Source organism: Micromonospora sp. C28SCA-DRY-2, from assembly GCF_030519475.1.
GTDB lineage: Bacteria > Actinomycetota > Actinomycetes > Mycobacteriales > Micromonosporaceae > Micromonospora.
Map to the genome: position 1 here is coordinate 1,100,908 of NZ_JAUMKD010000001.1, position 25,497 is coordinate 1,126,404.

22 protein-coding genes are annotated in these 25,497 nt (G+C 74.5%); 7 read left to right on the forward strand and 15 right to left on the reverse strand.

All coding sequences use genetic code 11. The annotated features are described in order from the left end of the window. Nucleotides 1-261 precede the first annotated feature (261 nt). The 3 genes from Q3W71_RS05100 to Q3W71_RS05110 are packed head-to-tail and all read left to right on the forward strand — an operon-like array spanning nucleotide 262 to nucleotide 1,785. Nucleotides 262-708: a hypothetical protein gene (locus Q3W71_RS05100; RefSeq protein WP_302918101.1), complete on the forward strand. Its 447-nt coding sequence runs from the start codon at nucleotides 262-264 to the stop codon at nucleotides 706-708. Nucleotides 709-763: 55 nt separating this feature from the next. Further along, the gene (locus Q3W71_RS05105) at nucleotides 764-1,636 is read left to right on the forward strand and encodes a hypothetical protein (RefSeq protein ID WP_302918102.1); all 873 of its coding nucleotides are present in this window, start codon (nucleotides 764-766) and stop codon (nucleotides 1,634-1,636) included. Beyond that, complete coding sequence (locus Q3W71_RS05110) at nucleotides 1,633-1,785, forward strand: hypothetical protein (protein ID WP_302918103.1); 153 nt, start codon at nucleotides 1,633-1,635, stop codon at nucleotides 1,783-1,785. The genes Q3W71_RS05105 and Q3W71_RS05110 overlap by 4 nt, the downstream gene beginning before the upstream one ends. A gap of 191 nt (nucleotides 1,786-1,976) precedes the next feature. Here Q3W71_RS05110 and ahcY read toward each other — a convergent pair whose 3' ends face one another. The 13 genes from ahcY to Q3W71_RS05175 form a co-directional block, all read right to left on the reverse strand. Beyond that, nucleotides 1,977-3,476, reverse strand: a complete 1,500-nt coding sequence (gene ahcY / locus Q3W71_RS05115; protein WP_302918104.1) for an adenosylhomocysteinase — start codon at nucleotides 3,474-3,476, stop codon at nucleotides 1,977-1,979. Nucleotides 3,477-3,840: 364 nt separating this feature from the next. Next, nucleotides 3,841-5,004, reverse strand: a complete 1,164-nt coding sequence (gene manA / locus Q3W71_RS05120; protein ID WP_302918105.1) for a mannose-6-phosphate isomerase, class I — start codon at nucleotides 5,002-5,004, stop codon at nucleotides 3,841-3,843. Nucleotides 5,005-5,006: 2 nt separating this feature from the next. Further along, nucleotides 5,007-6,014 carry a cation diffusion facilitator family transporter gene (locus Q3W71_RS05125; protein ID WP_302918106.1) on the reverse strand — a complete coding sequence of 336 codons (1,008 nt, stop codon included), beginning with the start codon at nucleotides 6,012-6,014 and terminating at the stop codon, nucleotides 5,007-5,009. 76 nt (nucleotides 6,015-6,090) lie between these two features. After that, the gene (locus Q3W71_RS05130; RefSeq protein WP_302918107.1) at nucleotides 6,091-7,287 is read right to left on the reverse strand and encodes an SIS domain-containing protein; all 1,197 of its coding nucleotides are present in this window, start codon (nucleotides 7,285-7,287) and stop codon (nucleotides 6,091-6,093) included. Beyond that, entirely contained in the window at nucleotides 7,284-7,466 is a 183-nt protein-coding gene (locus tag Q3W71_RS05135) for a Trm112 family protein (RefSeq protein WP_302918108.1), read from the reverse strand. Before Q3W71_RS05135 ends, Q3W71_RS05130 begins: the two co-directional genes overlap by 4 nt. Before the next feature lie 62 nt (nucleotides 7,467-7,528). Next, nucleotides 7,529-8,914, reverse strand: a complete 1,386-nt coding sequence (locus Q3W71_RS05140) for a phosphomannomutase/phosphoglucomutase (protein ID WP_302918109.1) — start codon at nucleotides 8,912-8,914, stop codon at nucleotides 7,529-7,531. Nucleotides 8,915-8,982: 68 nt separating this feature from the next. Further along, the gene (locus Q3W71_RS05145) at nucleotides 8,983-10,425 is read right to left on the reverse strand and encodes a hypothetical protein (protein WP_302918110.1); all 1,443 of its coding nucleotides are present in this window, start codon (nucleotides 10,423-10,425) and stop codon (nucleotides 8,983-8,985) included. A 201-nt stretch (nucleotides 10,426-10,626) separates the two neighbouring features. Beyond that, entirely contained in the window at nucleotides 10,627-11,286 is a 660-nt protein-coding gene (nfi, locus tag Q3W71_RS05150; RefSeq protein ID WP_302918724.1) for a deoxyribonuclease V, read from the reverse strand. A gap of 326 nt (nucleotides 11,287-11,612) precedes the next feature. Beyond that, entirely contained in the window at nucleotides 11,613-12,092 is a 480-nt protein-coding gene (locus tag Q3W71_RS05155) for a hypothetical protein (protein ID WP_302918111.1), read from the reverse strand. A gap of 247 nt (nucleotides 12,093-12,339) precedes the next feature. Continuing rightward, nucleotides 12,340-12,723: a hypothetical protein gene (locus Q3W71_RS05160; RefSeq protein ID WP_302918112.1), complete on the reverse strand. Its 384-nt coding sequence runs from the start codon at nucleotides 12,721-12,723 to the stop codon at nucleotides 12,340-12,342. 53 nt (nucleotides 12,724-12,776) lie between these two features. After that, the gene (locus Q3W71_RS05165; RefSeq protein ID WP_302918113.1) at nucleotides 12,777-17,318 is read right to left on the reverse strand and encodes a toxin glutamine deamidase domain-containing protein; all 4,542 of its coding nucleotides are present in this window, start codon (nucleotides 17,316-17,318) and stop codon (nucleotides 12,777-12,779) included. 19 nt (nucleotides 17,319-17,337) lie between these two features. Further along, the gene (locus tag Q3W71_RS05170; protein WP_302918114.1) at nucleotides 17,338-17,664 is read right to left on the reverse strand and encodes a hypothetical protein; all 327 of its coding nucleotides are present in this window, start codon (nucleotides 17,662-17,664) and stop codon (nucleotides 17,338-17,340) included. Beyond that, a complete protein-coding gene (locus Q3W71_RS05175; RefSeq protein ID WP_302918115.1) occupies nucleotides 17,664-18,077 on the reverse strand; it encodes a YbaB/EbfC family nucleoid-associated protein in 414 nt (137 codons plus the stop codon). The genes Q3W71_RS05170 and Q3W71_RS05175 overlap by 1 nt, the downstream gene beginning before the upstream one ends. A gap of 79 nt (nucleotides 18,078-18,156) precedes the next feature. On the opposite strand from Q3W71_RS05175, the gene Q3W71_RS05180 reads away from it, so the two are divergent. Beyond that, nucleotides 18,157-19,389, forward strand: coding sequence for an SUKH-3 domain-containing protein (locus tag Q3W71_RS05180; protein ID WP_302918116.1), 1,233 nt, complete (start codon nucleotides 18,157-18,159; stop codon nucleotides 19,387-19,389). A gap of 1 nt (nucleotide 19,390) precedes the next feature. Here Q3W71_RS05180 and Q3W71_RS05185 read toward each other — a convergent pair whose 3' ends face one another. After that, on the reverse strand, nucleotides 19,391-20,830 hold the full coding sequence (locus tag Q3W71_RS05185; protein WP_302918117.1) for an aldehyde dehydrogenase family protein: 1,440 nt from the start codon (nucleotides 20,828-20,830) through the stop codon (nucleotides 19,391-19,393). Between the two features lie 145 nt (nucleotides 20,831-20,975). Between Q3W71_RS05185 and Q3W71_RS05190 the strand changes: the two genes are divergently transcribed. Together Q3W71_RS05190 and gabT are read left to right on the forward strand one after the other, a co-directional pair. Beyond that, complete coding sequence (locus Q3W71_RS05190) at nucleotides 20,976-22,412, forward strand: gamma-aminobutyraldehyde dehydrogenase (RefSeq protein WP_302918118.1); 1,437 nt, start codon at nucleotides 20,976-20,978, stop codon at nucleotides 22,410-22,412. A 3-nt stretch (nucleotides 22,413-22,415) separates the two neighbouring features. Beyond that, entirely contained in the window at nucleotides 22,416-23,690 is a 1,275-nt protein-coding gene (gene gabT, locus Q3W71_RS05195) for a 4-aminobutyrate--2-oxoglutarate transaminase (RefSeq protein WP_302918119.1), read from the forward strand. Between the two features lie 147 nt (nucleotides 23,691-23,837). On the opposite strand, the gene Q3W71_RS05200 is transcribed toward gabT, so the two are convergent. Then, nucleotides 23,838-24,527 (reverse strand): hypothetical protein, encoded by a 690-nt coding sequence (locus tag Q3W71_RS05200; RefSeq protein ID WP_302918120.1) that lies wholly within the window; start codon nucleotides 24,525-24,527, stop codon nucleotides 23,838-23,840. Nucleotides 24,528-24,664: 137 nt separating this feature from the next. Here Q3W71_RS05200 and Q3W71_RS05205 point away from each other — a divergent pair, with 137 nt between their 5' ends. Next, nucleotides 24,665-25,486 carry an NAD(P)H-binding protein gene (locus Q3W71_RS05205; RefSeq protein ID WP_302918121.1) on the forward strand — a complete coding sequence of 274 codons (822 nt, stop codon included), beginning with the start codon at nucleotides 24,665-24,667 and terminating at the stop codon, nucleotides 25,484-25,486. Nucleotides 25,487-25,497: the final 11 nt, after the last annotated feature.

A 25,497-nucleotide genomic window follows, 5' to 3' on the forward strand; every position in this document is an offset into this window, starting at 1 on the left:
CGCCCCGGCCGGGCAACACCGCGCTGGTCGGGCTCCGGCCGGACACCGCCGCCCCGGCCCCGCCCCGGCCGGACAACGCCGCGCCGGCCGCGCTCCGGCCGGGCAACACCGCGCCCCGCCGGGCAACACCGCCCCGGGCGGGCAACGCCTCGACGGGGGCGGTGCCTCGGCGGCCCGCTGGCTCCCGCCCGGCGGGCGGTCCGCCTGGACGGGCCGGGTGTGGCAGTATCCGGCCTGCCCCTACCGCAGACAGGACGACCCGTGGCCGACGACCTGTTCACCCCCACCATCGCCCCGGCGGCGTACGAAGCGCGGCGCCCGCCGTGGCGTCCCCAGTCGTTGCTCTTCCCCGCCGTCTTCGGCGGCCCGACGGCGGTCACCGTGCTCGCCCTGGTCAACGCGGCCCGGTTGGGCCTGCCCGGCCGGGCCCGGCTGGCGGTGGCCGGCGCCGGGATCGCCGCGCTGGCCGCCCGGGTGGCGGTCACCCTGACGGTCTTCTCCGGCTCGGCGGACCGGCCCGTCCGGCTGATCGGCGCGCTGGCCGGCGCCCTGGTCTGGCTGGTCGTCTCGGTCACCCAGAAGGGCCGGTTCCGGGCGTACGAGCTGCGCGGTGGTGAGCCGGCGTCGCTCTGGCTGCCCGGCATCGCCGCGGTGCTGCTGCTCGGGGTCGCCGAGGCCCTGCTGATCGTCCTGCTGGCCGCCGCATGAGCGAGCGGATCGCGACGGCGCCGCACGGTGGCCCGGCGGGCACCGGGGTACCGGCGTGAGCGCCCCGGAGGCGGTGCTCATGCGGGCCGCCCAGCTGCTGGAACTCAACCGGGCCGAGCAGGCCCTGGCCGAGCTGAGCCGGCTGCCCGCCGCGCTGGCCACCGACGTGGCCGCGTTCCGGCTGCGCGCCGCCGCGCTGTCCGACCTGGACCGCTGGGCGGAGGTGGCCACGGTCGCCCGGCAGGGTCTCGCCGAGACCGGCCCGGACGCGGAACTGCTCGGCCGGCTCGGCCTCGCCCTGCGCCACCTCGACGAGTACGCCCCGGCGGAACGGGCGCTGCTCGACGGGCTGGCGGTCGAGCCGCAGAACCCCTGGCTGCTCTGCCAGTACGCCGACCTGTGCAGCGCGGTGGGGCAGACCGACAAGGCGGAGCGGCTGGTGGCCCGGGCCGCCGCGCTGGCCCCGGAGGCGCCGCCGGTCTTCGCCTCCCGCTTCCAACTGGCGTACGCCCGGGGCGACGACCGGGCTGCCGAGCGGGTGGCCCGGGAGTTCCTCGGCGCCTGGCCCGGCCATCCGGTGGCGCTCGCGCTGCACGGTGCCGCCGCGGCCCAGCGGGGCCGGGTGGACGCGGCGCACCGCTCGTTCGGCCAGGCGGTGGCGCACGATCCGACCGACGCCGACTACGCCGACGCGGCCTGGGAGTCCCGGGTGTACACCCATCCGCTGCTGCTGCCGCTGCGCCCGCTCTACCGGCTCGGCATCCTGCGCACCTGGCTGATCGCGGTGGGCGTGATCGTGCTGCTCAACCTGGCCGGGCTGGACCTGCTCGCCGGCCTGTTCGGGCTGGCATGGCTGCTGTTCTGCGTCTGGTCGTGGGTCGCGCCGCCGCTGGTGCGGCGGCTGGTGCGTGGCCGGTGGCGGGCGTGAGGGCGTTCGGGCCGTGGCTGGCGGTGCTGGCCGTGGTGCTGCTGCTCAGCGCGCTCCGGCTGCGGACGCTGGCCACCGTCGTGTCGCTGGCCTGGCTCGCCTGGTGCGTGTGGACGTGGGTCCGCCCCACCCGCCGCGACCCGCGCTGACCAGCCGGACGCTGGCGGGCACCACGGGGCGAGCCGGACGCTGACGGGCACCACGGGGTCGAGCCGGGCACGCACGGGCACCCCCGGGTCGAGCCGGTCGCCGGGCATCGGACGGGCCCGGCGGTGTCCGGCCGGAACGACGGACCGGGCCGGCCGCGGGTGCGGCCGGCCCGGTCGCCGAGTGCGTCGGATCAGTAGCGGTAGTGCTCCGGCTTGAACGGGCCCTCCACCGAGACGCCGAGGTAGGCGGCCTGTTCCTTGGTGAGTTGGGTGAGTTTGGCGCCGAGGGCGTCCAGGTGCAGGCGGGCGACCTTCTCGTCGAGGTGCTTGGGCAGCACGTACACGCCGATCGGGTACTCGTCGGTCTTGGTGTACAACTCGATCTGGGCGATGGTCTGGTTGGCGAACGAGTTGGACATCACGAAGCTGGGATGCCCGGTGGCGTTGCCCAGGTTCAGCAGCCGACCCTCGGACAAGACAATGATCGCGTGCCCGTCGTCGAAGCGCCACAGGTCGACCTGCGGCTTGATGTTCTCCCGGGTCACGTCCGAACGCTTGGCCAGCCCGGCCATGTCGATCTCGTTGTCGAAGTGACCGATGTTGCCCACGATCGCCTGGTGCTTCATCCGCGCCATGTGCTCGTTGGTGATCACGTTGAAACAGCCGGTCGCGGTGATGAAGATGTCCGCCTGCTCCACCACGTCATCCAACGTCGCGACCTGGTAGCCGTCCATCGCCGCCTGCAACGCGCAGATCGGGTCGACCTCGGTCACCACCACCCGCGCACCCTGACCCCGCAACGACTCCGCGCAGCCCTTACCCACGTCGCCGTAGCCCATCACCACGGCCATCTTCCCACCGATCAGCACATCGGTGGCCCGGTTGATCCCGTCGATCAACGAGTGCCGGCAACCATACTTGTTGTCGAACTTGCTCTTCGTCACCGAGTCGTTCACGTTGATCGCCGGGAACAACAGCGTCCCGGTGCGGTGCATCTCGTACAGCCGGTGCACACCGGTGGTGGTCTCCTCCGTCACGCCCTTGATCCCGGAGGCGATGCGGGTCCACCGCTGACCGTCCTCGGCCAGCGACCGGTGCAGCAGGCCGAGGATGACCGCGAACTCCTCCGAATCGGCGGACTCCACCGGCGGCACCACACCCGCCTTCTCGTACTCCGCGCCCTTGTGCACCAGCAGCGTGGCGTCACCACCATCGTCCAGGATCATGTTCGGGCCCTGACCGTCCGGCCAGGTCAACACCTGCTCGGTGCACCACCAGTACTCCTCCAGGCTTTCGCCCTTCCAGGCGTACACCGGCACACCCGCCGGCGCCTCCGGCGTGCCGTCCGGGCCGACCACGATCGCCGCGGCCGCGTGATCCTGGGTGGAGAAGATGTTGCACGACGCCCACCGCACCTGCGCACCCAACGCGACCAGGGTCTCGATCAGGACGGCGGTCTGAATGGTCATGTGCAGCGAGCCGGTGATCCGGGCCCCGGCCAGCGGCTGCGCCTCGGCGAACTCACGACGAATCGCCATCAGACCCGGCATCTCATGCTCGGCGAGGCGAATCTCCTTGCGCCCGAACTCGGCGAGCGACAGATCCGCCACCTTGTAGTCGCCCTCGGCGAGGGTGCGCGGCCGGGCCTCGGACGGCGTGCCGCTGGCGGACGCCGGGAGGGTGCTGGTCATGAAAGCTCCTGTCGAACGTTGTCCTGCGCGACCCCCCACCTTACGCGCGTCGGTGGACGGCGCAGGGGGCGGCCGGCGGACAGCGGCCAGGGGCGGTCGGGGTGGGCCCGACGGGGACGCCGGTGGACAGCGCACGGGGCGGTCGGTCATGGACGGACTTTCCGTCCACTCGCCGGCCGCCCCGTGCATCCCCCCGGTTTGGTTCCCCCGCGCGTTCTCGGACCGTCGTCGCGATAACGCTGCGCACTCATAGAGTCACACTGGGCGAGCACCGCGTCAAGCTATTTCGGGAAAGTCGGACTTGCCGCAGCGCTGTTCGCCGCCGGCAACCGCCAGCCGGCATTCGGCGGAGCGGGCGGACCGCTCAGCGCTGACCGGCGGTCGCCACGTACGCGTGGCCCGCGCCGGTGACCACCAGCGGCCCGCCGGCAGCGGACCCGACAGCGGCCCGGCCCGGCTCCAGCTTCACCGCGCCCGAGCCGTCGTCCACCACCAGTTCGCCACCGCAGCAGAGCACCACCCGGGGCCCGGTCAGCGTCAGCGTCACCTCGGGCACCTCCTGGTCCACGGTCACCCGGTGCAGCGCGAAGTCGTCCACCGGGACCGGCCAGCACACCACCCCCGGTGCCACCACCCGCGGCGTGACCACCGGGTCGGCCAGCACCTCGAACCGCAGCACCCGGAGCAGCTCGGGCACGTCCACGTGCTTGGGCGTCAAGCCGCCGCGCAGCACGTTGTCACTGGCCGCCATGATCTCCACGCCGGTGCCGCGCAGGTAGGCGTGCAGGTTGCCGGCCGGCATCCAGATCCCCTCGCCCGGCGCCAGCCGCACCCGGTTGAGCAGCAGCGCGACCAGCGCGCCGGGATCGCCCGGGTAGGCGGTGGCCAGGTCACGGGCCAGCTCCGCGTCCGGCCCGGTGATCCCGGAGCCCCGTACGGCCGCCAGCAGCTCGTCGCACTCCGCGCGCGGCCAGGTGAGCAGCAGCTCCACCGCGTCGCGCAGGCCCGCCGGCCCGGTGCGCAGCGCGGCCACCACCGGCTCCAGCTCACGTACGCCGAACGCGGCCAGCGCGGCGGCCGACACCACCGGGTCCCGGAAGCCGCAGAGCGCCTCGAACGGCGAGAGCGCGACCAGCAGCTCCGGCTTGTGGTACGGGTCCACGTAGTTGCGGTGCCCGTCGGTGCGGAGCGCGTCGGCGGCGTGGCCGGCGCGGGCCTGCGCGGCGTCCGGGTGCGCCTGCAGGCTCAGCGGCGCGTCGGCCGCGAGCACCTTGAGCAGGAACGGCAACCGGGCGCCGAACCGGTCGACCACCCGCGCGCCGAGCCAGTGCCCCGGCTCGGCGCGCAGCAGCTCGGCCAGGCTGACCCGGGCGCCGTCGCGGTCGACAGTGGCCGGGGCGCCCGGGTGGGCGCCCAGCCACAGCTCGGCCTCGGGGCCGTCGGCGGGCGCCGGGCGCCCCTGGAGCTCGGCGAGCGCCGAGCGGGAGCCCCAGGCGTAGTCCTTGATCGGCCCGTACAGCGGTTCCACGGTCAGCTTCCGGGCCGCCCGGCGGCCTCGTCCGGCTCGGTCTCCGGCTGGGGCACGGCGGTGTGCGCCACCGCGCCGGTGCCCGCCTGCGCGGCGGCGGCGCTGTAGATGTCCGGCTCGAGGTAGATGACCCGGGCGATCGGCACGGCGGCACGGATCCGGTTCTCCACGACGTTGATGCCCCGGGCCAGTTCCTCGGCGTTGTCGCACGCCGGCACGCCGATCTTCGCGGCGACCATCAGTTCCTCCGGGCCCAGGTAGAGCGTCTTCATGTGGATGATCCGCTCGACCTCGGGACCGTCGGTGATCGCCTTCTCGATAGCGGCGACGTCGTGCGCCTCGGCGCCCTCACCGAGCAGCAGGCTCTTGGTCTCGATGGCCAGCACGATCGCGATCACGACCAGCAGGATGCCGATCATCGCGGTGCCGATCGCGTCCCACTCGCCGTTGTGGGTGATCAGCGTCATGGTGACGCCGAAGAGCGCGAAGATCAGACCGACCAGCGCGCCGAGGTCCTCCAGCAGCACGACCGGCAGTTCCGGGGCCTTGGCCCGGCGGACGAAGTGCACCCAGGACTGGTTGCCCCGGACGTGGTTGGACTCCTTGATGGCGGTACGGAACGAGAACGACTCCATGATGATCGCGACCACCAGCACGGTCACCGGAACCCACTGCCACTCCTCGATCGGGTGCGGGTCCGACCACTTGTGCCACGCCTCGTAGAGCGCGAAGAGGCCACCGACGCTGAACAGCACGATGGACACGATGAACGCGTAGATGTAGCGCTCCCGGCCGTAGCCGAACGGGTGCTGCGGGGTGGCGGCCCGCTTGGCCCGCCGCCCGCCGAGCAGCAGCAGCGCCTGGTTGCCGGAGTCGGCGACCGAGTGGATCGACTCGGCCAGCATCGACGACGAGGCGGTCAGCAGGAACGCGATGAACTTGGTGATCGCGATGCCGACGTTGGCCAGCAGGGCGGCGACGATCGCCTTCGTCCCACCGTTGGCGCTCACGCCGCCGCTCCGCTCCGCTGCGCGGCGGCGCGCGGCGCCACGCTGCTGAGCCGGATGGCTCGCTCACTGCGTTCGCTCACTGGTTTGCCAGCTCCTTCATCTCGGTGATGGCGGGCACCGCCATCGGGTCCAGTCCGTGCGCGAGGGCGAGGTAGATCGAGGCGAAGTCGGGCACCGCGATCAGCGACGCGAGCCGCTCCAGCGCCGATCCGCCCTCGGCGGTCACCACGTCGCAGCGCACCCCGCGCCGCTCGGCGAGAGTCTGCACCGCCTCCGCGCGGCGCTCCTCGACGGCGAGCGGCTCGTCGGCGTCGTCCTCGGGGTTGAGACCGCCGTCGCGCAGCAGCACCAGCCGCAGCCGGGTGGCATCGCCAGCGCTCTCGTCCGGGTCGGCGAAGATGTCCCGCGCCCCCTCGACCAGCCCGCCGAAGACGCCGTCGAGCAGGCCGACCCGACCCCGGCCGGCCTCGCCGAGGGCCCCGCTGACCACCGGGTAGCGGGCGTTGGCGGAGAGCGTGTCACCGAACCGGCGGGCCGCGACGGTGGCCAGCGGCGACGACCCCCACACGATCGGGATCGAGCCGGCCAGGCCGAGCGCGAGGGACTTCGCCGGGTTGACGAAGGACTCCGCGGTGGGCCGGCACCGGTCGGCGTCCGCGTCCAACCGGGCCGCGGTCTCCGCCAGGTCCGCCTCGTTGACCTTGACCAGGCCGAGCGTACGGGCGGCCAGCAGGACCGGCACGGTGAGCGCCCAGAGGCTGGCCCGGGCCGGCGCGCGGCGCGGCACCGGGATGAACGGGGCGCGGGCCCGCTCGGCCACCGACTGCAACTGCGAGTCCGGCGCGCCGACGGCGACCAGCCGGGCGCCCCGGCGGTGCGCGGCCTCGGCGGCGCCGAGCGCCTCGGGGCTGCGACCGGAGGCGCTGACCGCGATCACCACGTCGGCGGCGCCCACCCAACCGGGCACGCCGGCGCTGCGGTGCGGGATGACCGGCACCGGGCAGCGCGGCCCGGCGACCGTGGCGAGCACGTCACCGGTACGACCGGCGGTGCCGATGCCGGCGATCACCACCGCCCGGGGCCGCCCCTCGTCGGCGAGTACCTGGAGGTTCGCCTCGGCGGCCAGGGCCGCGGACTCGCGGACCTGCGCCCCGGCGGACGCGGTGTGCCGCAGCATGCCGCCCGGGTCGCGCTCGGCGAGCGTCTCCGGGTCGTCGAGCAGTGCCTCGTCGGCGTCGCGCTGGCCGCTGACCCCGGCCGTACCGTCGATCACGACTGCTCCGTGGGGCGGCGCGCCTCGTCCAGCAGCAGCACCGGCACGTCGTCGCGGACCTCGAAGATCCGGCCGCACTCGGTGCAGGTCAGCGTCTGCGCCTGCGCGTCGTAGTCGAGCGGGGCGTGGTGCGTGTCCGGGCAGGCGAGGATTTCCAGCAACTGCGGGTCCAGGGCCACGGCGCGGCTCCTTCCACGTGTGCGGCATGACCGGACGGCGGTGCCGACCGGCGCAGGCGATCTTATCGGCGAACCCGGTCGAGCACCTCGTCACGGAGGGCGATCATCCGCTCCGTGGTGGGGGCCTCGACGTTCAGCCGCAGCAGCGGCTCGGTGTTGGAGGCACGCAGGTTGAACCAGGCGCCGTCCGGGAAGCGCAGGGTGAGCCCGTCCAGTTCGTCGGCCTCCGCGTCCGGGTACGCGGCCCGCACCTCGGCGACCTTCGCCGCCTGGTCGGACACCGTGGAGTTGATCTCACCCGAGGCGACGTACCGCTCGTACTCGCTGGCCAGCACGGAGAGCGGCTGCGACTGCTCGCCGAGCGCGGCGAGCGTGTGCATGGCGGCCAGCATGCCGGTGTCGGCGAACCAGAAGTCCCGGAAGTAGTAGTGCGCCGAGTGCTCGCCGCCGAAGATGGCGTTGGTGCGGGCCATCTCGGCCTTAATGAACGAGTGGCCGACCCGGGCCACCACCGGCTCACCGCCGTGCTCGCGGATGATCTCCGGCACCGCGCTGGAGGTGATCAGATTGTGGATCACCGTGGCGCCGGGGTGCTTGGCCAGCTCGCGGGCCGCGACCAGGGCGGTGATCGCCGAGGGCGAGACCGGCTCGCCGCGCTCGTCCACCACGAAGCAGCGGTCGGCGTCACCGTCGAAGGCGAGCCCGATCTCCGCGCCGTGCTCGACCACCGCCCGCTGGAGGTCGACCAGGTTGGCCGGGTCGAGCGGGTTGGCCTCGTGGTTGGGGAAGGTGCCGTCGAGTTCGAAGTAGAGCGGCACGATCTCCAGCGGCAGCGCCGGCAGGGCGGCGTCGCCGAGCACCGTCGGGACTGTGTAACCGCCCATCCCGTTGCCGGCGTCGACGACCACCTTCAGCGGCCGGATACCGGAGAGGTCGACCAACTTGCGCAGGTACGCCGCGTAGTCCGGAAGCAGGTCGCGCCGCTCGGCCGGGGCGGCCGGCTCGCCGGCCGGAGCGGACTCACCCTTGTCGAGCCGGGCCTGCGCCCGGTCGCGGATCTCGGCCAGCCCGCTGTCCTGCCCGATCGGGCGGGCGCCGGAACGGCACATCTTGATGCCGTTGTACTGGGCCGGGTTGTGGCTGGCGGTGAACATCGCGCCCGGCAGGTTCAGCGAGCCGGAGGCGTAGTAGAGCATGTCGGTGGAGGAGAGCCCCAACTCGATGACCGTGCGCCCCTCGGCGCGTACGCCGGCGGCGAAGGCGGCGGCCAGGCCGGGCCCGGTGGCGCGCATGTCGTGCGCGATGAGGACGGCCTCGCCCGGCTCACCGGAGCCGTTGAGCACCTGGGTGAAGGCCGCCCCGAGCGCCTCGGCGACACGCTCGTCCCACTGGTCAGGCACCGTCCCACGGACGTCGTAAGCCTTCACGATCTGGGACAGATCAGACACCGGTTCCACTCCTCGGCCGCTCGTCATCGACGGCCTGAGCGTATCGGAGGGTCACCGCGCCGCCCGGCTCAGCTGGGTAGCCGGGGCATGAAGACGGTGTGGTCGCCCCCGCCCTCGGCCTCGGGCGGGGTGCCGGGCTGCCCGGGAGGCGCGGAGGTCGGCTCGGCCGGCGACGCTCCGGGCTGCCGGGGCGCGGGCTGCTCCGCCCGGCCGGCCCACGGCTCGGCCGGCGGCGAGACCGGCCGGCTCGGCGGACCGGAGACCGGCGAGGTCGGCGCCCAGCGCTCCGTCGGCGGACCGGAGACCGGCGAGGTCGGCGCCCGGCCGTCCGCCGGAGAACCGGAGACCGGCGCGGCCGGCGCCCAGCCGTCCGCCGGAGAACCGGAGACCGGCGAGGCCGGCGCCCAGCGCTCCGTCGGCGGTCCGGAGTGCGCGGCGGGCGAGCCAGAGGGCGGGGCGGGCGAACCGGAGACCGGCGCGGCTGGCGAGCCGAAGGGGGCGGCGGGCGAACCGGGGACCGGCGGAGTGGGGGCGGCGTGCCGGCCGGGCATCACCTGGGTCGCCTCGGGGGTCGGCCGTGCGCCGTAGACGCCGCCGGTGGGACGCGGGGCGGACGGGCCGCCGTACACCGCGCCGGGGGCCGGCGGCTGCTGGCCGTACACCTGGCCGGGTCGGACCGGGGCGGCGGCCGGGCCCTGCGCGGAGCGGTAGGTGGTGCCGCCGGGGTTGCCCGGCAGCGGGACCGGCGGCACGGCGTCGACCTGTTCCTTGTCGGCGCGGGAGCGGCGGAACAGCAGCACGATGAGCAGGATCCCGACGGCCACCATGGCGATGCCGAAGAACATCACCACGGAGCCGAAGCCCGACGACCCCTCGGCCGCGTTCGAGGTGTTGCCGGCCGGATTGGCGAGCGCGGCCACGGGCGTGACGTCCTCGACGTTCTCCTCGGCGGCCACCGCGCTCGGGGTGGGCGACGGCTTCTTCGACGGCGTCGGCGACGCGGTGGCGCGACCGCCGACCACCCGGGAGGCGGCCGAACCACGGCCCAGCAGTTGGCCCATGGCATTGGTCGCCTCGGCGGTGACCGTGAGCCGGCCGCTCGGCGCTGCGGCGGTGAACGCCACCCGGTAGCGCACGGTGATGCTCTTGCCCTTGCACAGCCGCGGGTTCGGCGGCGAGGTGGTCGTGCTGGCCACGCTGCCCGCGCCGCCGCCCAGCGGCACCGGGAACCACTGGCCGTTGTAGCCGACCTGCACGCGCACCTGGTCGGCCCGGACACCGGCGAGGCGCAGCCCGAGCGCGGTACGCAGCAGCACACAGCCGTCCTTGCGCCGGCGTACCTCCATCGAGACGCCCTCGGCCGAACCACCGGCGGTGAAGCTGCCCGCGGAGCGCACCCGGACCTGGTCGTCGTCGGCCAGCGCCGGCGACCCGCCGAGCGCCACCAGGCCGCCCAGCAACGCGCCGACCGTCACCACCCGCACCGCGTGCCGACGCACCGCCATGATCACCTCGCCGTTCCTCCCCCGGGAGCGGGGGACCGTCGGTCAGGCTACTACCAGGGCCGGACAGCCCCTGGTCATAGAGCGCCCCAGATGTGTGCCGTATTACCCACCAACTGCGACACCGAAGCCCAGGTCGCGGCGGCCCTGCCGGCGCTCACTGTCGACGCCGGCGGGGCAGGTCGCGGTCCTGGCCGCTGGGGCGGGACGTCACGGCGACGCGGCGGCCAGGGCCTCGCGGCAGAGCCGGTCGGCGGTCCGGGTGGTCTCCGGCAGCCGGAAGCGCGGGGTCAGGGCCAACACCCGGGCGGTGGCATTGTCGAGACTCATCCGGTGGCCGACACTGACGAAGACCGGCTTCACCCCGGTCCGGGTCCGCAGCACCCGCCCGACCACCTCGCCGCCGTCGTGCAGCGGCGACCAGGCACCCCGGACGTCAGCCGGCGGCGTCCACTCGCCGACCAGCGGCGTCTTGCCCACCCCGATCGCCGGCAGCCCGGTCACCACGCCCAGGTGGCAGGCCAGCCCGAACCGTCGCGGGTGGGCCAGCCCGTGCCCGTCGCAGACCAGCAGTTCCGGGCGGGTGGCCAGCCGGTCCAGCGCGTCGAGCAGGGCAGGCAACTCGCGGAAGGCGAACAGCCCCGGCACGTACCCGAACGCCGGCCGGCCGACGACGACCGCGCTCTCCACCACGGCCAGGGTCCGGGCGTCCAGCACCGTGACGGCCGCCGCGAGCCGGTCGCCGCTCTCGGCGTACGCGACGTCGAGGCCGGCCACCGTCGCGGGCGCGGCGGGCCCCGGCCCGACCAGATCCACCAGCGTCCGCAGCCGATCCTGTACGGCCACCGCCTCCGCCACACTCCCCGGCACGCTGACCCCGCCCGGCGCGCCGGGCGCGGTCGGCGGGGTCGGCCCGGCCGGCGGTGGAGCTGGCACGGCCTGCGGAGTCGGCCCGGCCGGCGACGGAGTCGGCGCGGCCTGCGGGGTCGGCGCGGCCTGCGGGGTCGGCGCGGCCTGCGGGGCCGGCGCGGCCTGCGGGGCCGGCGCGGGCGGCGGGGCCGGCGCGGGCGGCGGGGCCGGCGCGGGCGGCGGGGCCGGCGGGGTGATCCACTCCGGTTCCCGGATATTGCGGTATCCCGACCGTCTGGACACCGCCACATCCGGGATCTCGTGTCGGTCACTACCCTGGCGGCCCGTCATGGGGTCTTGTCCGGCTCCTGCTCGTCGCCGCGGTTGCGGGAGGTGGCGCCGAGCGCGAGCGCGAAGGCGATCCCGATGGCGATGCCGAACGCGACACCGCCGGCGCCGCCCAGCGTCAGCAGGCCGATCACCAAGCCGAGCATCATCCCGACCAGCCAGGCCCAGAAATTCGACCCGCCCTGCGCCGACGAACCCTCCGACTTCGACGGCCCGTCCTGCGTCCGCGGCCCGGCGAGCGTCGGCGGGCCGTCAGGCCGGGACGGCTCGGTCGGATCCGGCGGCCCGTCCGTTGGCGGCGGCCCGTCCGGCCGCGGCGGTTCGACCGGGTCCGGTGGTCCGGCCGGCCTCGGCGAGTCCGCCAGCGCTGACGGTCCGTCCGGTCGTGGTGGCTCTGCTGGGGTCGGCCGCTCGTCCTTCTGCGCCATCGCCTGAGCGTATTCCGGCCCGGCAGCCGGACGCCCGGCGAGGACGGTCAACCGGACACGGCGGCCCGGTCCGGTCCGCGTGCCCGTCCGCGAGACCCTCCCCCTCGCTGCTTCGCCAGTCTCCGCCGCCTCGTTACCCCTCCGGCTCTTCCGAGTCGTCCTGCGCCGCGAGGTACGCCAGCCCGATCAGGTCCGCCGCGACGCCCGCGGCGAATCCCCGTTCCCGCCACTCGCGTCGGCTCGGTGAACAGCCCCGAGCGCGCCGACCCGGCCGGCACCGCAACGGTTTCGGCGGGAACTAGCCCTCGCTGGCCAGGGACGGATCGGCACCCGGGTCGCCAGCCCGCTGGAGCTGCTCCTCGAACATCACGAAGGTCCGGCGCCGGATGCCGGCAACCAAGGCAATCTCCTCTGGCGTGGGATAGCGCCGCTCGCTCGCCTGAGCGTCGGTGATCGCCCTCACGGTCTCGTACAGCGCGAAGATCGGACCGTCGCCGCGCAGGTAGTACCCGCGGTCATGCTCCGTCCGCTGAATGAACTCGTTGCGAGTCAGCCTGTTGACCTCGTCGTCTTCGATGAAGAGCAGTTTGTCGATGAGTTCATTGGCTGGCTTCCAACCGCCGCTGTCCTTCGACAGGCGCCAGGCAGCAATGCCACCGTCCGCCGTCTCCACCAGCTTCACTGGTGAGTCGTAATAGCTGAAGAAGGCAGGAAGCACGAGTCCCTTCGGTCGACTCACCGTCCCGATGCCTCGCTTCCCTCGTCACCCAGCGCGCGCCAGAAGGCCTCCTGCTCCCGTCGGAGCAGGCCATCCCTGATCGCCCGTTCACGCGCGGTGAGCGGGCGATCGTGAATCTCGGCGAGCGCTTCGAGATCCCGCCTGATCTTGTACAGAGCATGCTCCCACTCGGCCACCCGATCCAGCCGGTCGAGGTGCAGCCGGAGTTCCGCGACGTGCCCGTTGGACATGCGCAATCTCAGTAACACATCGCGGTATCCACTTCTCACCGGGTCGAGGAAGCGGTCCTCGATGCCGATGACCACGACATCCGGGTCGCGTCCCAACTCCCGGAGCGCGTCATAGAGGTCATCGAGCCGTTGAAACTGCACCTTTGCGGCCGCCAGGTCCTTCAGCCGTGAGGCGTCGTTCTCGTACTCGACGAGCTTGTCGAGCACCCGGCGGTGGTCCTTCGGTGCTCTTCTCCAACCAGCCGTACCCCGCCCGCCCGCCAACCGCAGAGCGACCCGGTTCAGCTCGCGCTGAGCAACCTCAGCCTGCGCGTAGAGCACCCTGACGTAGCCCAGCCGGTATTCCTCGTCGTTCCGCCGAGACCCATCAAAGTTCGGCTGGAGGGCCGCTTGTTCACGCGCCCGCAGGTCCACGCTGACGTGTCGTTGCTCGGCCGTCAGCAGGGTCGGCTGCGGCTTGGGTGTCCCGTCCGCGGCGACCGCCTCCGCCCCACGGCACGAAATCTCGCGCAACGTGTCGCCGAGGACGTCGATTGCCTGCTGGTGGCTGGCGAGGTGATGCAGGGTCAGCGGCCGCGCCGTCAACGAGGCCGACAGCTCCGGCGTCGCCAGCACCATCCGCACCAGGTCGGGCCGCTCGACCAGTTGCCGGACCAGCGTCTCGGCGAGCATCGGCTCGCCGCGGGGCGGCTCGCGCCAGGCGCGGTCCAGCATGTCCCGGACCCGTGGGTCGGCGAAGAGGCGTACGAGGTCGTCCGCCGCTGCCTCGTCCAGATCCGGTGTGAGCCGGCGCAGCGTCGGCTGGTCCACCTCCACGGCCAACTCGTAGGGGGTGACCCCGGCGGCGAAGACCTGGTCGAGCACCCGGCTCTCCGCGATCACCGCGCTGACCGGCGTCCCTGCGGACAACCGGTGACCCCGCGCCCGCTCGCGCTCCTCCCGCAGCCGGCCGGGCCGATCGCCATCCGTCCCGCCTGGTTCGCCATCGCCAGGCCCGATGGCGTCAGGGCCGGTGGGCACGGCGGAGCCGGGGCCGTCCAGCAGGTGCATGCGGTTGACGTACGGCTCGCCGTACCCCTCGTCGTCCACGGCCAGCGGGTATTGCGGCAGGTCGGGCCGGGCGCTGAACCGTCCCCGGCGCAACCCGGCCATCGGCATCGGCCGGCCGTCCGGGCCGAGGACGAGGACGTCGGCGTCCACCGCGTTACGCGGTTGCGGGGCGCCCGAGTGCCGGTACAGCGGCTGGTCGCCGATCCGGCCGGTCTGCGGGTCGAGGTAGAGCACCGTCCCGTGCTGGTTGAGGGCCACCCAGATGTGGGATCCGCCCTGTTCCCAGCTGTTGATGACGAAGGCGAAGCTGCCGTGGCCGCCGAGGATCAGCTGGTCGTGGAGGTTCCGGTAGCCGGTCTCCATGGCGTGCCGCCGCTCGCCGGCCGTCATCGCGCTGCCGGGCTGGCACAGCCGCTGGAAGCGACCGCCGGTGACGTCCTCGATCCGCCCGACGCCGTCGCGTTCACCGTCCAGCGGGCGGGTGACGTCGCCGTCCTGGTAGGCGTCGAAGGTACGGGGAGCCGACACCCGGGGCCGCCCGTGCACCCAGGTGTCGAAGAGGGACAGGGTGCAGTCGAGGCAGTTGATGCCGCGGGTCGGGTCGGCGGCCGGTCCGCCGTCGTTCAGCAGCCGGAACCAGTCGCCCCGCCGCGGATCGGCGGTGCGGGTGACGCTGCCGTCCGGCTCACGGGGCATCCGCCGCTCGACGTCGGTCTGGTGCAACGCCAACGGCGGGCGCAGCCCGCCCGGGCGGCCGTAGTGGCGGGACCGGTCGATCGGCGGTGGGTCGTCGTCGCCGGTGACGGCCGACCGGTCGGCCGTCTCGACCGCCCCGACGGCGAGATCGCCCACGTCGTCGTTGATCCGACGGAAGTCCAGCGGGTCGTGCACGCCCACCACCGACGGTACGGCGGTGCCGGCCAGCACCTCGTCCGCGAGGTCCAGGCACTCCCCGTACGCCCGGGTCTCGTCGTCGGCGTAGCGCTGCCACCTGTCGGCCAGGTACGGCTGGCCCGCGTGGTCCAGCCGGCGGGCCTGGATGGTGTAGTCCCGCGCCCGCTGGTGGTGTTCCTCCGCCCGGCCCCGCAGTCGCGCCGCCTCGTCCAGCCGGCGCTTCTCCTCGAACCAGGCCCGTTGGGACTCGTAGTAGCCCCGGTACCGGCGCCGCTCGAACGCCTCCCGGTCGATGGTCCACCGTTCGGCCCGCCGGTCGGCAGGGCCCGGCCGGGGCGGACCGCCGTGCTCCGGCGCGGTGGGGCCGGCGTGCGTCGGTGGTCGCACCGGAGCGAGCGCGGCGAGCAGGGGGAACCGGGTGGTCGGTGCCGGCGGTCCCGGGTCGATGGTGCCGCCGGCCGCCGGCGTCGGGAGGGTGACGGCCCCGGCGCTCGGCGGCAGGGACCGATGCGCCTCGCCGCCGGGCGTGGGCACACCCGCCGCCGGTGGCGCCGGCCGCGCCGTCGCCCCGCCGCCCACCGTGGTAACGCTCGCCGCCGCGGACACCGGACCGTTCGCTGCCCCGCCGCTCGACCCACTGCCCGCCGTAGGCACGCCCGCCGCACCGGACACCGGACCGGTCGCCGCCACGCCAATCGACCCGCTGCCGGCGGTGGGCATGCCCGCCGCAGGAGACACCGGACCGGTCGCCGCCGCGCGACTCGCCCCGCCACCTGCCGTGGTCGCACCCTCAGCAGGAGACGGACCGGTCGTCGCCACGCCGCTCAACCCGCTCCCGGCGGCAGTCACGCCCGCCGCGGCGGACACCGGCCCAGCGGTCGCCACGCCGCTCGACCCGCTACCGGGCATGGTCGACGCCGGACCGCCCGTCGCCGGCAGGCCGGCGCCGCCCCCCGCGTCCGCACCCGACGCCACCGAACCACCGGTCAGCGCCCCGGCCGCCGGCTGGGCCGGCGCGGCCGCCGACAGGGCCGGACCGGCCTGGGACGGAGCACCGTCCACGGTCGGGCTGCCGGCGAAGCGAGCGCCGTCCGCCACGGAAGCGCCGGCCCCACCGGACGCCGACGTAGCCGGCGCGGCACCGCCCGCGTCGGCAGCCGAAGGGCTCTGGTCGGCGGAGCGAGCGAGATCGGCCGCCGGCGCCGGGGACGACACCGTCTCGACCCCCGACCCGCTCCGCTGCGCCGGAACCACCCCCTCCGCCGGGAGCGCGGGCACCGGAGGCGCCGAGGGCTCCGCGTCGAGCCGGGCGGCAGGGGTGGGCAGGCTTCCCGCCGCCCCGGCCAGCGCGCTCAACTGCCCGTCCAGCCGGCTCCGCAGCGCCGCGTCCGCCTGCCCGGTGACCGAGCCGCGCGCCCCCGAGACGGCGGCGCGCGCGGCGTCCTCGACCGACGTGAGGCCCTGGCCGGTGGCCAGGCTGGCGGCCTGCTCGGCCAGCACCTCACCGGCCATCTCCCGGGTCAGGTGCTCGCCGACCCGCGCCGCGGGCCCGCTGGCATGCCGGCCCAGCCCGGCCAGCGGCGCCACCGCCCCGCCGGCCAGGCCGCCGACCGCCGAGGTGCCCAGGTCGGCGACATCCAGGCCGTGCCGGCGGCCGGTCGTGTTCTGGTACGCCTGGGTGGCGAGGTTGACCCCCGACTCCTCCCCCGCCTCGGCCAGCCCGCCGAGCGCGGCGCGCCGGGCCAGCCCTCGGGCGCCGTCCCGGGCGACCTCCTTGGCGGCCCGTTCGCCGGCCTCCTGGAGCCCCTGCCGCAGCGACTTGCGGGCCAGCTGACCCATCAGCCGCTGGAAGATCCGCTGCACGATCAGCCGGCTGGCGGTGATCGCCGCCCCGGCGGCCGGCGATGCCGCACCGGCGGTGAGCACGGTGGCGACGGCCAGCGTGAGCAGCTCGACCACCAGGATGCCCAGCTCGATCCAGACCTCGAGCTTGGCGGCCTCGATGTCGCAGCCGCACTCCTCCACCAGGCGGCCCAGGTCGGCGCTGATCGCCAGCAGCACCGGCAGCGGGGCGTCGTCCCCCTCGGCCACCCGGCGCCAGGCGGTGTCGAACGCGGCCGCGACGGCACCGACGCCGCCGTAGCCGTCGCGCACCTCGGTCGCGGCGGCGACCGCGTCGGCCCGCGGCCCGGCGAGGGCGGCGGCCACCGCGTACCACTGGTCGGCCAGGTCCCAGACCGCCCGCTCGTTCCCCTCCGGCCACTCCACCCCGACCACCCAGTCCAGGGCCTCGTAGACCCAACCGGGCAGCTCCCAGGGCGAGTAGTCGAGCGGGTGCGGGACGGGACTCGGTAACAGACTCATCCGGCTCTCCAGGAGGGGATCAGCGCTGGTGCGGCCGGTCCAGCCGGCCGGCGGCGGCCGCGTCGGCCGCCAGGTTGGCCTCGACCGAACCGACCACGTCGGCACCCAGCCCGGTCAGCTGGCGCCCGACACCCGCCCAGGCGCGCAGCACCGTCTCCTCGAACCCGCGGTACCGCTGCTCGAACGCGGCCCCGAGGTCGTCCCGGCCCCAGGGCCGCTGCGCGCTGGCCGCCGCGATCGCCCCACCGAGCCGCTCGCGGCGCGCGGTCACCGCCTCGCCCGCGTGGGTCAGGTCGGCGCCGCCGCGCCGGGCCCGCTGCGGGTCGAGCCAGAGCTGGCCGGCCATCACCGCTCCCCGCGCAGCGCGGCGTCGGCCCGGCCGAGCAGCGCCCCGAAGTCACCGGTACGCACGAAGTCGAGCGACCCGGAACCGGCGGGCAGGTAGCCGGCCACCAGTTCCTGGGTGGCGGCCACGGCCGCCGTGCTGGCCCGGTGCACGGTCTCGGTGATCTTACGGCCCAGCCCGGCCGCGTCCCGGTCCCGGTAGACCGCCGGACTCAGCTCCACCGCGATCAGCTCGCCCCGGGCGCCGACGGTCGCGGTGACCTGGCCGTCGTCGGAGTGCCGGGTGATCCGCAGCTCGGCGAGCTTGGCCTGCAGCTCGTCCAGACCGGACCGCAGCCGTCGGTACTGCCCGTACACCTCGTCGAACCGCGCCCGCAGCGCACGGTTGGCGTCGCGGTCCACGCTCTCTGCCAACGCCGGCCTCCCCGTCACCGTCAGTAGGGCGAACCATACCGGCTGCCACGGAATCTCGTTGTCCGGTAGGTTCGCAGGGGTGATCGACCGTCATCAGGCCGAGCAGCTCGCCGCGGTGTGGGCGCGTCGCGACTCACAGCGACTGGGATACGAGTGCACCCCGACGGTCGACGAGTTCGACCTCGGCTACGTCATCACGTCCACAGTGGCGCTGGCGGCGCGCACCGTGCCGGGCGACCTGCCGACCACCGTGGTCGACAAGGAGACCGGCGAGATCAGCACCTGGCCCCGGGTGCCGGTGCCGGCGGTGGCGGAGATGTACCGGCGCAGCCGGGCGACCGGGCCGGCCGCCCCGCGCACCGTCGACCCGGCCGGCCGGCTGCGCCGCGAGATCCGCCGGATCCCCACCCCGGACACGGCCGCGCACCTGACGATCGACGGCCGGATCTTCACCGCCCGGGGCGCCAAGGGCGACCTCACGCTCCACCACCACCCGCTGGTCCGGCGCTACCTGGACGGCCTACCGCCCGGTCATCTGGTCCGCGGCGCCGACCGGCACGCCGAACTCGTCGTCGTCTCCGACGTGCTGCACGAGTACGACCACCGCCGGGCCGCCGAGGGCATCGCCCCGATGGGCACGGCCGAGGCGCGGGATCTGCTGCGCTCGGCCCGGTTCGAGGTGTTCCGGGTGCGGGAGCCGGGCGACCCGCACGGCGGCCCCGCCGACCGTCCCTGCGACTCCTGCGTGGACGCGCTGGTCGAGTTCAACGTCCTGCCCTGGTCCGAGCGGGGCTACACCGTGCCGTGGCGTCCCGAGCCGCAGCCGGATCCGGAACCGGGTCGCTTTCCACCCGACGTCGCGCAGGCTCTCGTGGCGGCCGGCTGGCGCCCGCACGAGGGCGACATGATCGTCGCCGCCTCGGCCGTCCGGGACGTCAGCGCGGTGCGCGGCCGGGCCCACCGCCACGCCGCCTTCCCGGCCGCCACCTCGACCCTCACCGAGTTCCCCAGCCTGGTCGGCGCGCGGCGCGGTCCGGGCGAACAGGTGTGGATCTCCCGGTTCGACATCCGCCCGCGCCAGGTCGCGCACACCGCCGACACGCTGGCCGACTTCGCCGCCGTGCTCGGCGCGCGGCTCTTCCCGATCGGCACCGAGCGGCAGGACAGCATCATCGCCGTCGACGAGCACGGCCGGATCTTCGCGCTCGACCAGGCCGGTGAGTGGTTCCTCGGCGCCGACATCGACGCGGCGCTGACCACCCTGCTGCTCGGGCGCGCCCCGGCCCGGGTCCGCGAGGACGGCACCTGGTGAGCTAGAGGGTCACCCCGGTCAGCACCATGACCCGCGGCTCGGTGTAGTCCTCCATCGCGCTGCGCAGCCCCTCGCGCCCGACGCCGCTGCCCTTCACCCCGCCGTACGGCATCTGGTCGGCCCGGTACGACGGCACGTCGCCGACGATCACCCCGCCCACCTCCAGCGTCCGGGCGGCACGGAAGGCCGTCTGGAGGCTGTGCGTGAAGACGCCGGCCTGCAACCCGTACGCCGAGTCGTTGACCGCGGCGAACGCGGCCTCGTCGTGCTCGACCCGGGCGACCACCAGCACCGGCCCGAACACCTCCTCGGCGCTGACCTTGGCGTCCGCCGGCACCCCGGACAGCACGGTCGGCGGGTAGGTCGCCCCCTCGCGCCGGCCGCCCACCTCGATGGTGGCGCCCGCCGCGACCGCCTCGTCCACCCACGCCTCGACCCGGCGCGCGGCGTCCTCGGACACCAGCGGCCCGACGTCGGTCAGCTCGTCGGACGGGTCGCCGGTGCGCAACTCCTGCACCGCGGCGAGCAGCCGGGGCAGGAAACCGTCGTAGAGCCACTCGTGCACGTAGACCCGCTGCACGGCGATGCACGACTGCCCGGCCTGGTAGTTGGCGAAGGTGGCGATCCGGTGCGCCGCGAAGGTCAGATCCTCGTCGCTGTTCCAGTCCTCGCAGATCACCGTGGCGGCGTTGCCGCCCAGTTCCAGGGTGACGTGCTTGTCGGGCACCGACCGGCGGATCGCCGCGCCGACCGGCCCGGAGCCGGTGAACGACACCACCGGCAGCCGCGGGTCGGCGACGAGTTCGGCGGCCCGCTCGTTGGGCAGCGGCAGCACCGAGAACATCCCGGCCGGCAGCTCGGTCTCGGCGAGCAGCTCGCCGAGCAGCAGGGCCGACAGCGGGGTGGCCGGGGCCGGCTTCACGACGATCGGCGCGCCCACCGCGATGGCCGGCGCGACCTTGTGCGCGACCAGGTTGAGCGGGAAGTTGAACGGCGCGATGCCGAGCACCGGGCCCTTCGGCACCCGCCGCACCAGGGCGATCCGCCCGGTGGCGGCGGGGTCGGTGTCGAGCCGTTGCAGCTCGCCGGAGAACCGCCGGGCCTCCTCGGCGGCCCAGCGGAACGTGGAGACCGCCCGCCCCACCTCGGCCCGGGCCCACTTCAGCGGCTTGCCGTTCTCGGCGGTGATCAGCCGGGCCACCTCGTCGGCCCGCTCGGCGAGCCGCCGGGAGACGTGGTCCAGGGCCGCCGCGCGGGCGTGCGCGGGCAGGGCCGCGGCCGCCGCGGCCACCTCGGCCGCCGCCGCGACGGCGGCCTCGACCTGGTCGGGCGTGGCCTGGGTGGTACGACCGACAGCCCGCCCGTCGTACGGGTGGTGCACGGTCAGCTCGCCCTCGCCGTGGGCGGGACGGCCGGCGACATAGAAGGCAACGGGCTCCACGCTGAGCAGCCTAGACGACCAACCTGCCGACGGAAACAGTCGCGTTAACCCTTGTCTGCCGCGAATTCAGTAGCGAAGATGGCACACAGACTGCGATTACCGCCGCAGACCCGCACCCCCGGCCCCCCTTCGGAGAGATCGAGTCATGAGTGACCAGCAGAAGCTGCGCAACTTCGTCAACGGCGAGTACGTCGAGCCGGTGGACGGCGGCTACGCCGACCTGATCGACCCCTGCACCGGTGAGGTCTTCGCGCAGGCCCCGGTCTCCGGAGCCGCCGACGTGGACGCGGCGATGAAGGCCGCCGCCGACGCGTTCGAGGGCTGGCGGGACGCCACCCCGGCGGAACGGCAGAAGGCGTTGCTCAAGCTCGCCGACGCGGTCGAGGCCCGGGCGGCCGAACTGGTCGACGCGGAGGTGCGCAACACCGGCAAGCCGCGCCAGCTCACCGCCGACGAGGAGCTGCCGCCGGCGGTGGACGAGTTCCGGTTCTTCGCCGGCGCGGCCCGGCTGCTGGAGGGGCGCTCGGCCGGCGAGTACCTGGCCGGCCACACCTCGTACGTGCGGCGCGAGCCGATCGGCGTCTGCGCCCAGGTGACGCCCTGGAACTATCCGCTGATGATGGCGGTCTGGAAGATCGCCCCGGCGCTGGCCGCCGGCAACACGGTGGTGCTCAAGCCGTCCGACACCACCCCGGTGTCCACGCTGCTGCTGGCCGAGATCGCCGCCGAGTTCTTCCCGCCGGGGGTGTTCAACGTGGTCTGCGGCGACCGGGACACCGGTCGTACCCTCGTCTCGCACCCGACCCCGCAGCTGGTGTCGATCACCGGCTCGACCCGGGCGGGCATGGAGGTGGCCGCCGCGGCCGCGCCGGACCTCAAGCGGACCCACCTGGAGCTGGGCGGCAAGGCGCCGGTGGTGCTCTTCGACGACGCCGACGTGGCGGCGGCGGCCGAGGCGATCGCGGTCGGCGGCTACTTCAACGCCGGGCAGGACTGCACGGCGGCGACCCGGGTGCTCGCCGGCCCCGGCATCCACGACGACTTCGTCGCGGCCCTCACCGAGCAGGCCCGCAACACCAGGACCGGCGCCCCGGACGACGAGGACGTGCTCTACGGCCCGCTGAACAACGCCAACCAGCTGGCCCGGGTCCGTGGCTTCGTGGACCGGCTACCGGACCACGCGAACGTCGAGACCGGCGGCTCGCCGCTCGGCGAGCGCGGCTACTTCTACGCCCCGACCGTGGTCTCCGGCCTGCGCCAGCAGGACGAGATCATCCAGGACGAGGTGTTCGGGCCGGTCATCACCGTGCAGCGGTTCACCGACGAGGACGAGGCGGTGCGCTGGGCCAACGGCGTCGAGTACGGCCTGTCCGCCTCGGTCTGGACCCGGGACCACGGCCGGGCGATGCGGATGACCCGCCGGCTCGACTTCGGCTGCGTCTGGGTCAACACGCACATCCCGTTCATCTCCGAGATGCCGCACGGCGGCTTCAAGCACTCCGGGCACGGCAAGGACCTCTCGGTCTACAGCCTGGAGGACTACACCCGGATCAAGCACGTCATGCACAACATCGAGGGCTGACCCGTGGCGTCGAGCGAGGAGCTGCACAAGCGGCGCGGGGCGGCGGTCGCCCGGGGCGTCGGCAGCGTCATCCCGTCCTACGTGGACCGCGCGAGCGGCGGTAAGCTCACCGACGTCGACGGGCGGGAGTGGATCGACTTCGCCGCCGGCATCGCGGTGACCAACGTCGGCAACTCCGCCCCGCGGGTGGTCGAGGCGGTACGGGCGCAGGTCGAGCGCTTCACCCACACCTGCTTCATGGTGGCGCCGTACGAGTCGTACGTGGCGGTCTGCGAGCAGCTCAACGCGCTCACCCCGGGCGGGTTCGAGAAGCGCTCGGCGCTGTTCAACTCCGGCGCCGAGGCGGTGGAGAACGCGGTGAAGATCGCCCGGCACGCCACCGGGCGGCCGGCGGTGGTGGTCTTCGACCACGCGTACCACGGCCGGACCAACCTGACCATGGCGCTGACCGCGAAGAACATGCCGTACAAGCACCGGTTCGGGCCGTTCGCCGGGGAGATCTACCGGGTGCCGATGTCGTACCCGCTGCGCGACGGTGGCCTGCCGGGCGCGGAGGCCGCCGCGCGGGCGATCGAGCTGGTGGAGAAGCAGGTCGGCGCGGAGAACGTCGCCGCGCTGCTGATCGAGCCGATCCAGGGCGAGGGCGGGTTCGTCGTGCCGGCGCCGGGGTTCCTGCCGGCGCTGCGCGAGTGGGCGACCGCCGCCGGGGTGGTCTTCGTGGCCGACGAGATCCAGACCGGGTTCTGCCGCACCGGTGACTGGTTCGCCTGCCAGCACGAGGGAATCGAGCCGGACCTGGTCACCCTGGCCAAGGGCATCGCCGGCGGGCTGCCGCTGGCCGCGGTGACCGGCCGGGCCGGGCTGATGGACGCGGTGCACGTCGGCGGCCTCGGCGGCACCTACGGCGGCAACCCGATCGCCTGCGCCGCCGCCCTGGCCAGCATCGAGACCATGCACGAGCTGGACCTGGCCGGCGCCGCGCGGCGGATCGAGGCGACCATGGTGCCCCGGCTGCAGGCCATCGCCGAGCGCACCGGGGTGGTCGCCGAGGTACGTGGCCGGGGCGCGATGCTCGCCGTGGAGATCGTCCAGCCCGGCACGCTCACCCCCGATCCGGTCACCACGGCGGCGGTCTCGGCGGCCTGTCACGCGGCCGGCCTGCTCACCCTGACCTGCGGCACGTACGGCAACGTGCTGCGCTTCCTGCCCCCGCTGGTGATCTCCGCCGCCGAACTGCGCCGGGGCCTGGACATCCTGGACGCGGCCTTCCCCGGCTGAGCCCGGCGGGTCCGGCCCGGGGCCCGCGGCAGACAGCCGTCGGCCCCGCCGTACGCCGGAGGGCCCCTCGCCGCACCCGAGGGGCCCTCCGGCTGCCGGGCGAGCCGGCGGAGCCGCCCGATCAGCTCCGTGGGGCCGCCCGGCCGGTCAGCGGAGCACCTCGACCACGTTGCGCCGGATCACGTTCTTCCCCGGCTCGCGCACCTGGTCCATGGCGGCCGCGTTGAGCAGCACGCAACTGCCGGACGGGCCGGTCACCGTCACCGTGGTCGACCGGTTGTTGTCCAGGTTGGTCACCCGCAGCCGGGTGCCCACCGGGAACCGGCCGCTGGTCGCCGCCGGGGCGCCACCCTCGGCCGAGAAGGTGACCGAACCCGGGCACGCGGAGGCGGCACCGGGCTGACCGCCGCCCGGCTGCGCCGCTCCACCGCCCGGCTGGGCGGCGCCGGAGCCGGGCTGGCCACCGCCGGGCTGCGTCGCGCCCCCGCCGTCCAGGCGTTCCACCACGTTGCGGCGGATCACGTTCTTGCCGGGTTCCCGGACCAGTTCCATGGCGGCCGCGTTGAGCAGCACGCAACTGCCGGACGGGCCGGTCACGGTGACGGTCGCCGACCGGTTGTTGTCCAGGTTGGTCACCCGCAGCCGGGTGCCCACCGGGAACCGGTCGCTGGTCGCCGCCGGCGCGCCACCCTCGGCCGAGAAGGTCACCGAGCCCTGGCACACCGAGGCGCGCGCCGGCGCGCTGTCCGCGAACCCGAGCCCGGTGCCGACCGCCACCACCGCCGTGGCGACCACCGCCACCCCCGCCGCCAGCATGTGCTTCCGCTGCACCCTCACCGTTGTCTCTCCCGTCGTCGGTGTCACCTACGACGCCTGGTACGGCGTGGGAGCGCTGCCCCGTTCACCGCGATCCGCGGGTTGACCTGAAGTCGGCTTCAGGTCCTAGCGTCGGGACAGGCGATCGAGGAGGTGCCATGACGTATCTGGTGACCGGCGCGACGGGCCGGGCCGGCCGGCGGGTGGTGGCCGAACTGGTGGCGCGCGGGGTGCCGGTACGCGCCCTGACCAGGGATCCGGCCCGGGCGACCGGGCTGCCGGACGGGGTCGAGGTGGTGGCCGGCGACCTCACCGACCCGGCCACGCTGCCGGCGGCGTTCGAGGGTGTCACCGGCGTCCACCTGTTGACCACCGCTGGTGACGACTACGCGACGTTGCGCACCGGGCCGGAGATCGTCGCCCTGGCGGAGCGCGCCGGCGTGCGGCGGCTGGCCGTGCTCTGGAACGGCCAGGACGGCCCGGTCGAGGAGGCGGTCCGGGCGGGGAGCCTGGAGTGGACGATCCTCCAGCCGGTGGACTTCATGAGCAACGCCCTCGGCTGGGCGGAGTCGATCCGTGCGGCCGGCGAGGTACGCGAGCCGTTCGCCGACGTCCGCAGCGCGGTGGTCGACGAGGCCGACGTCGGGGCGGTCGCCGCGGAGGTGCTCACCGGCGACGGGCACGCGGGCCGGTCCTACCCGCTCACCGGCCCGCAGGCCCTCACCCCGCGGCAGCGGGTGGCCGCCGTCGCCGCGGCCATCGGCCGGGAGGTGCGGTTCGTCGAGCTGACCGAGGAGCAGGCCCGCGCCCGGTGGCGGCAGGCCGGCTACGACGAGGAGCTGATCGACCTGCTCGCGTCCTGGCAGGGCAACCCGCCGCCGGCCGCGTACACGGTCAGCGACACCGTCGAGCGGCTGGTCGGCCGGCCGCCGCGTACCTTCGCCGACTGGGCGCGCGCGCACGCCGACGCCTTCCGCTGACCACCCGCCCG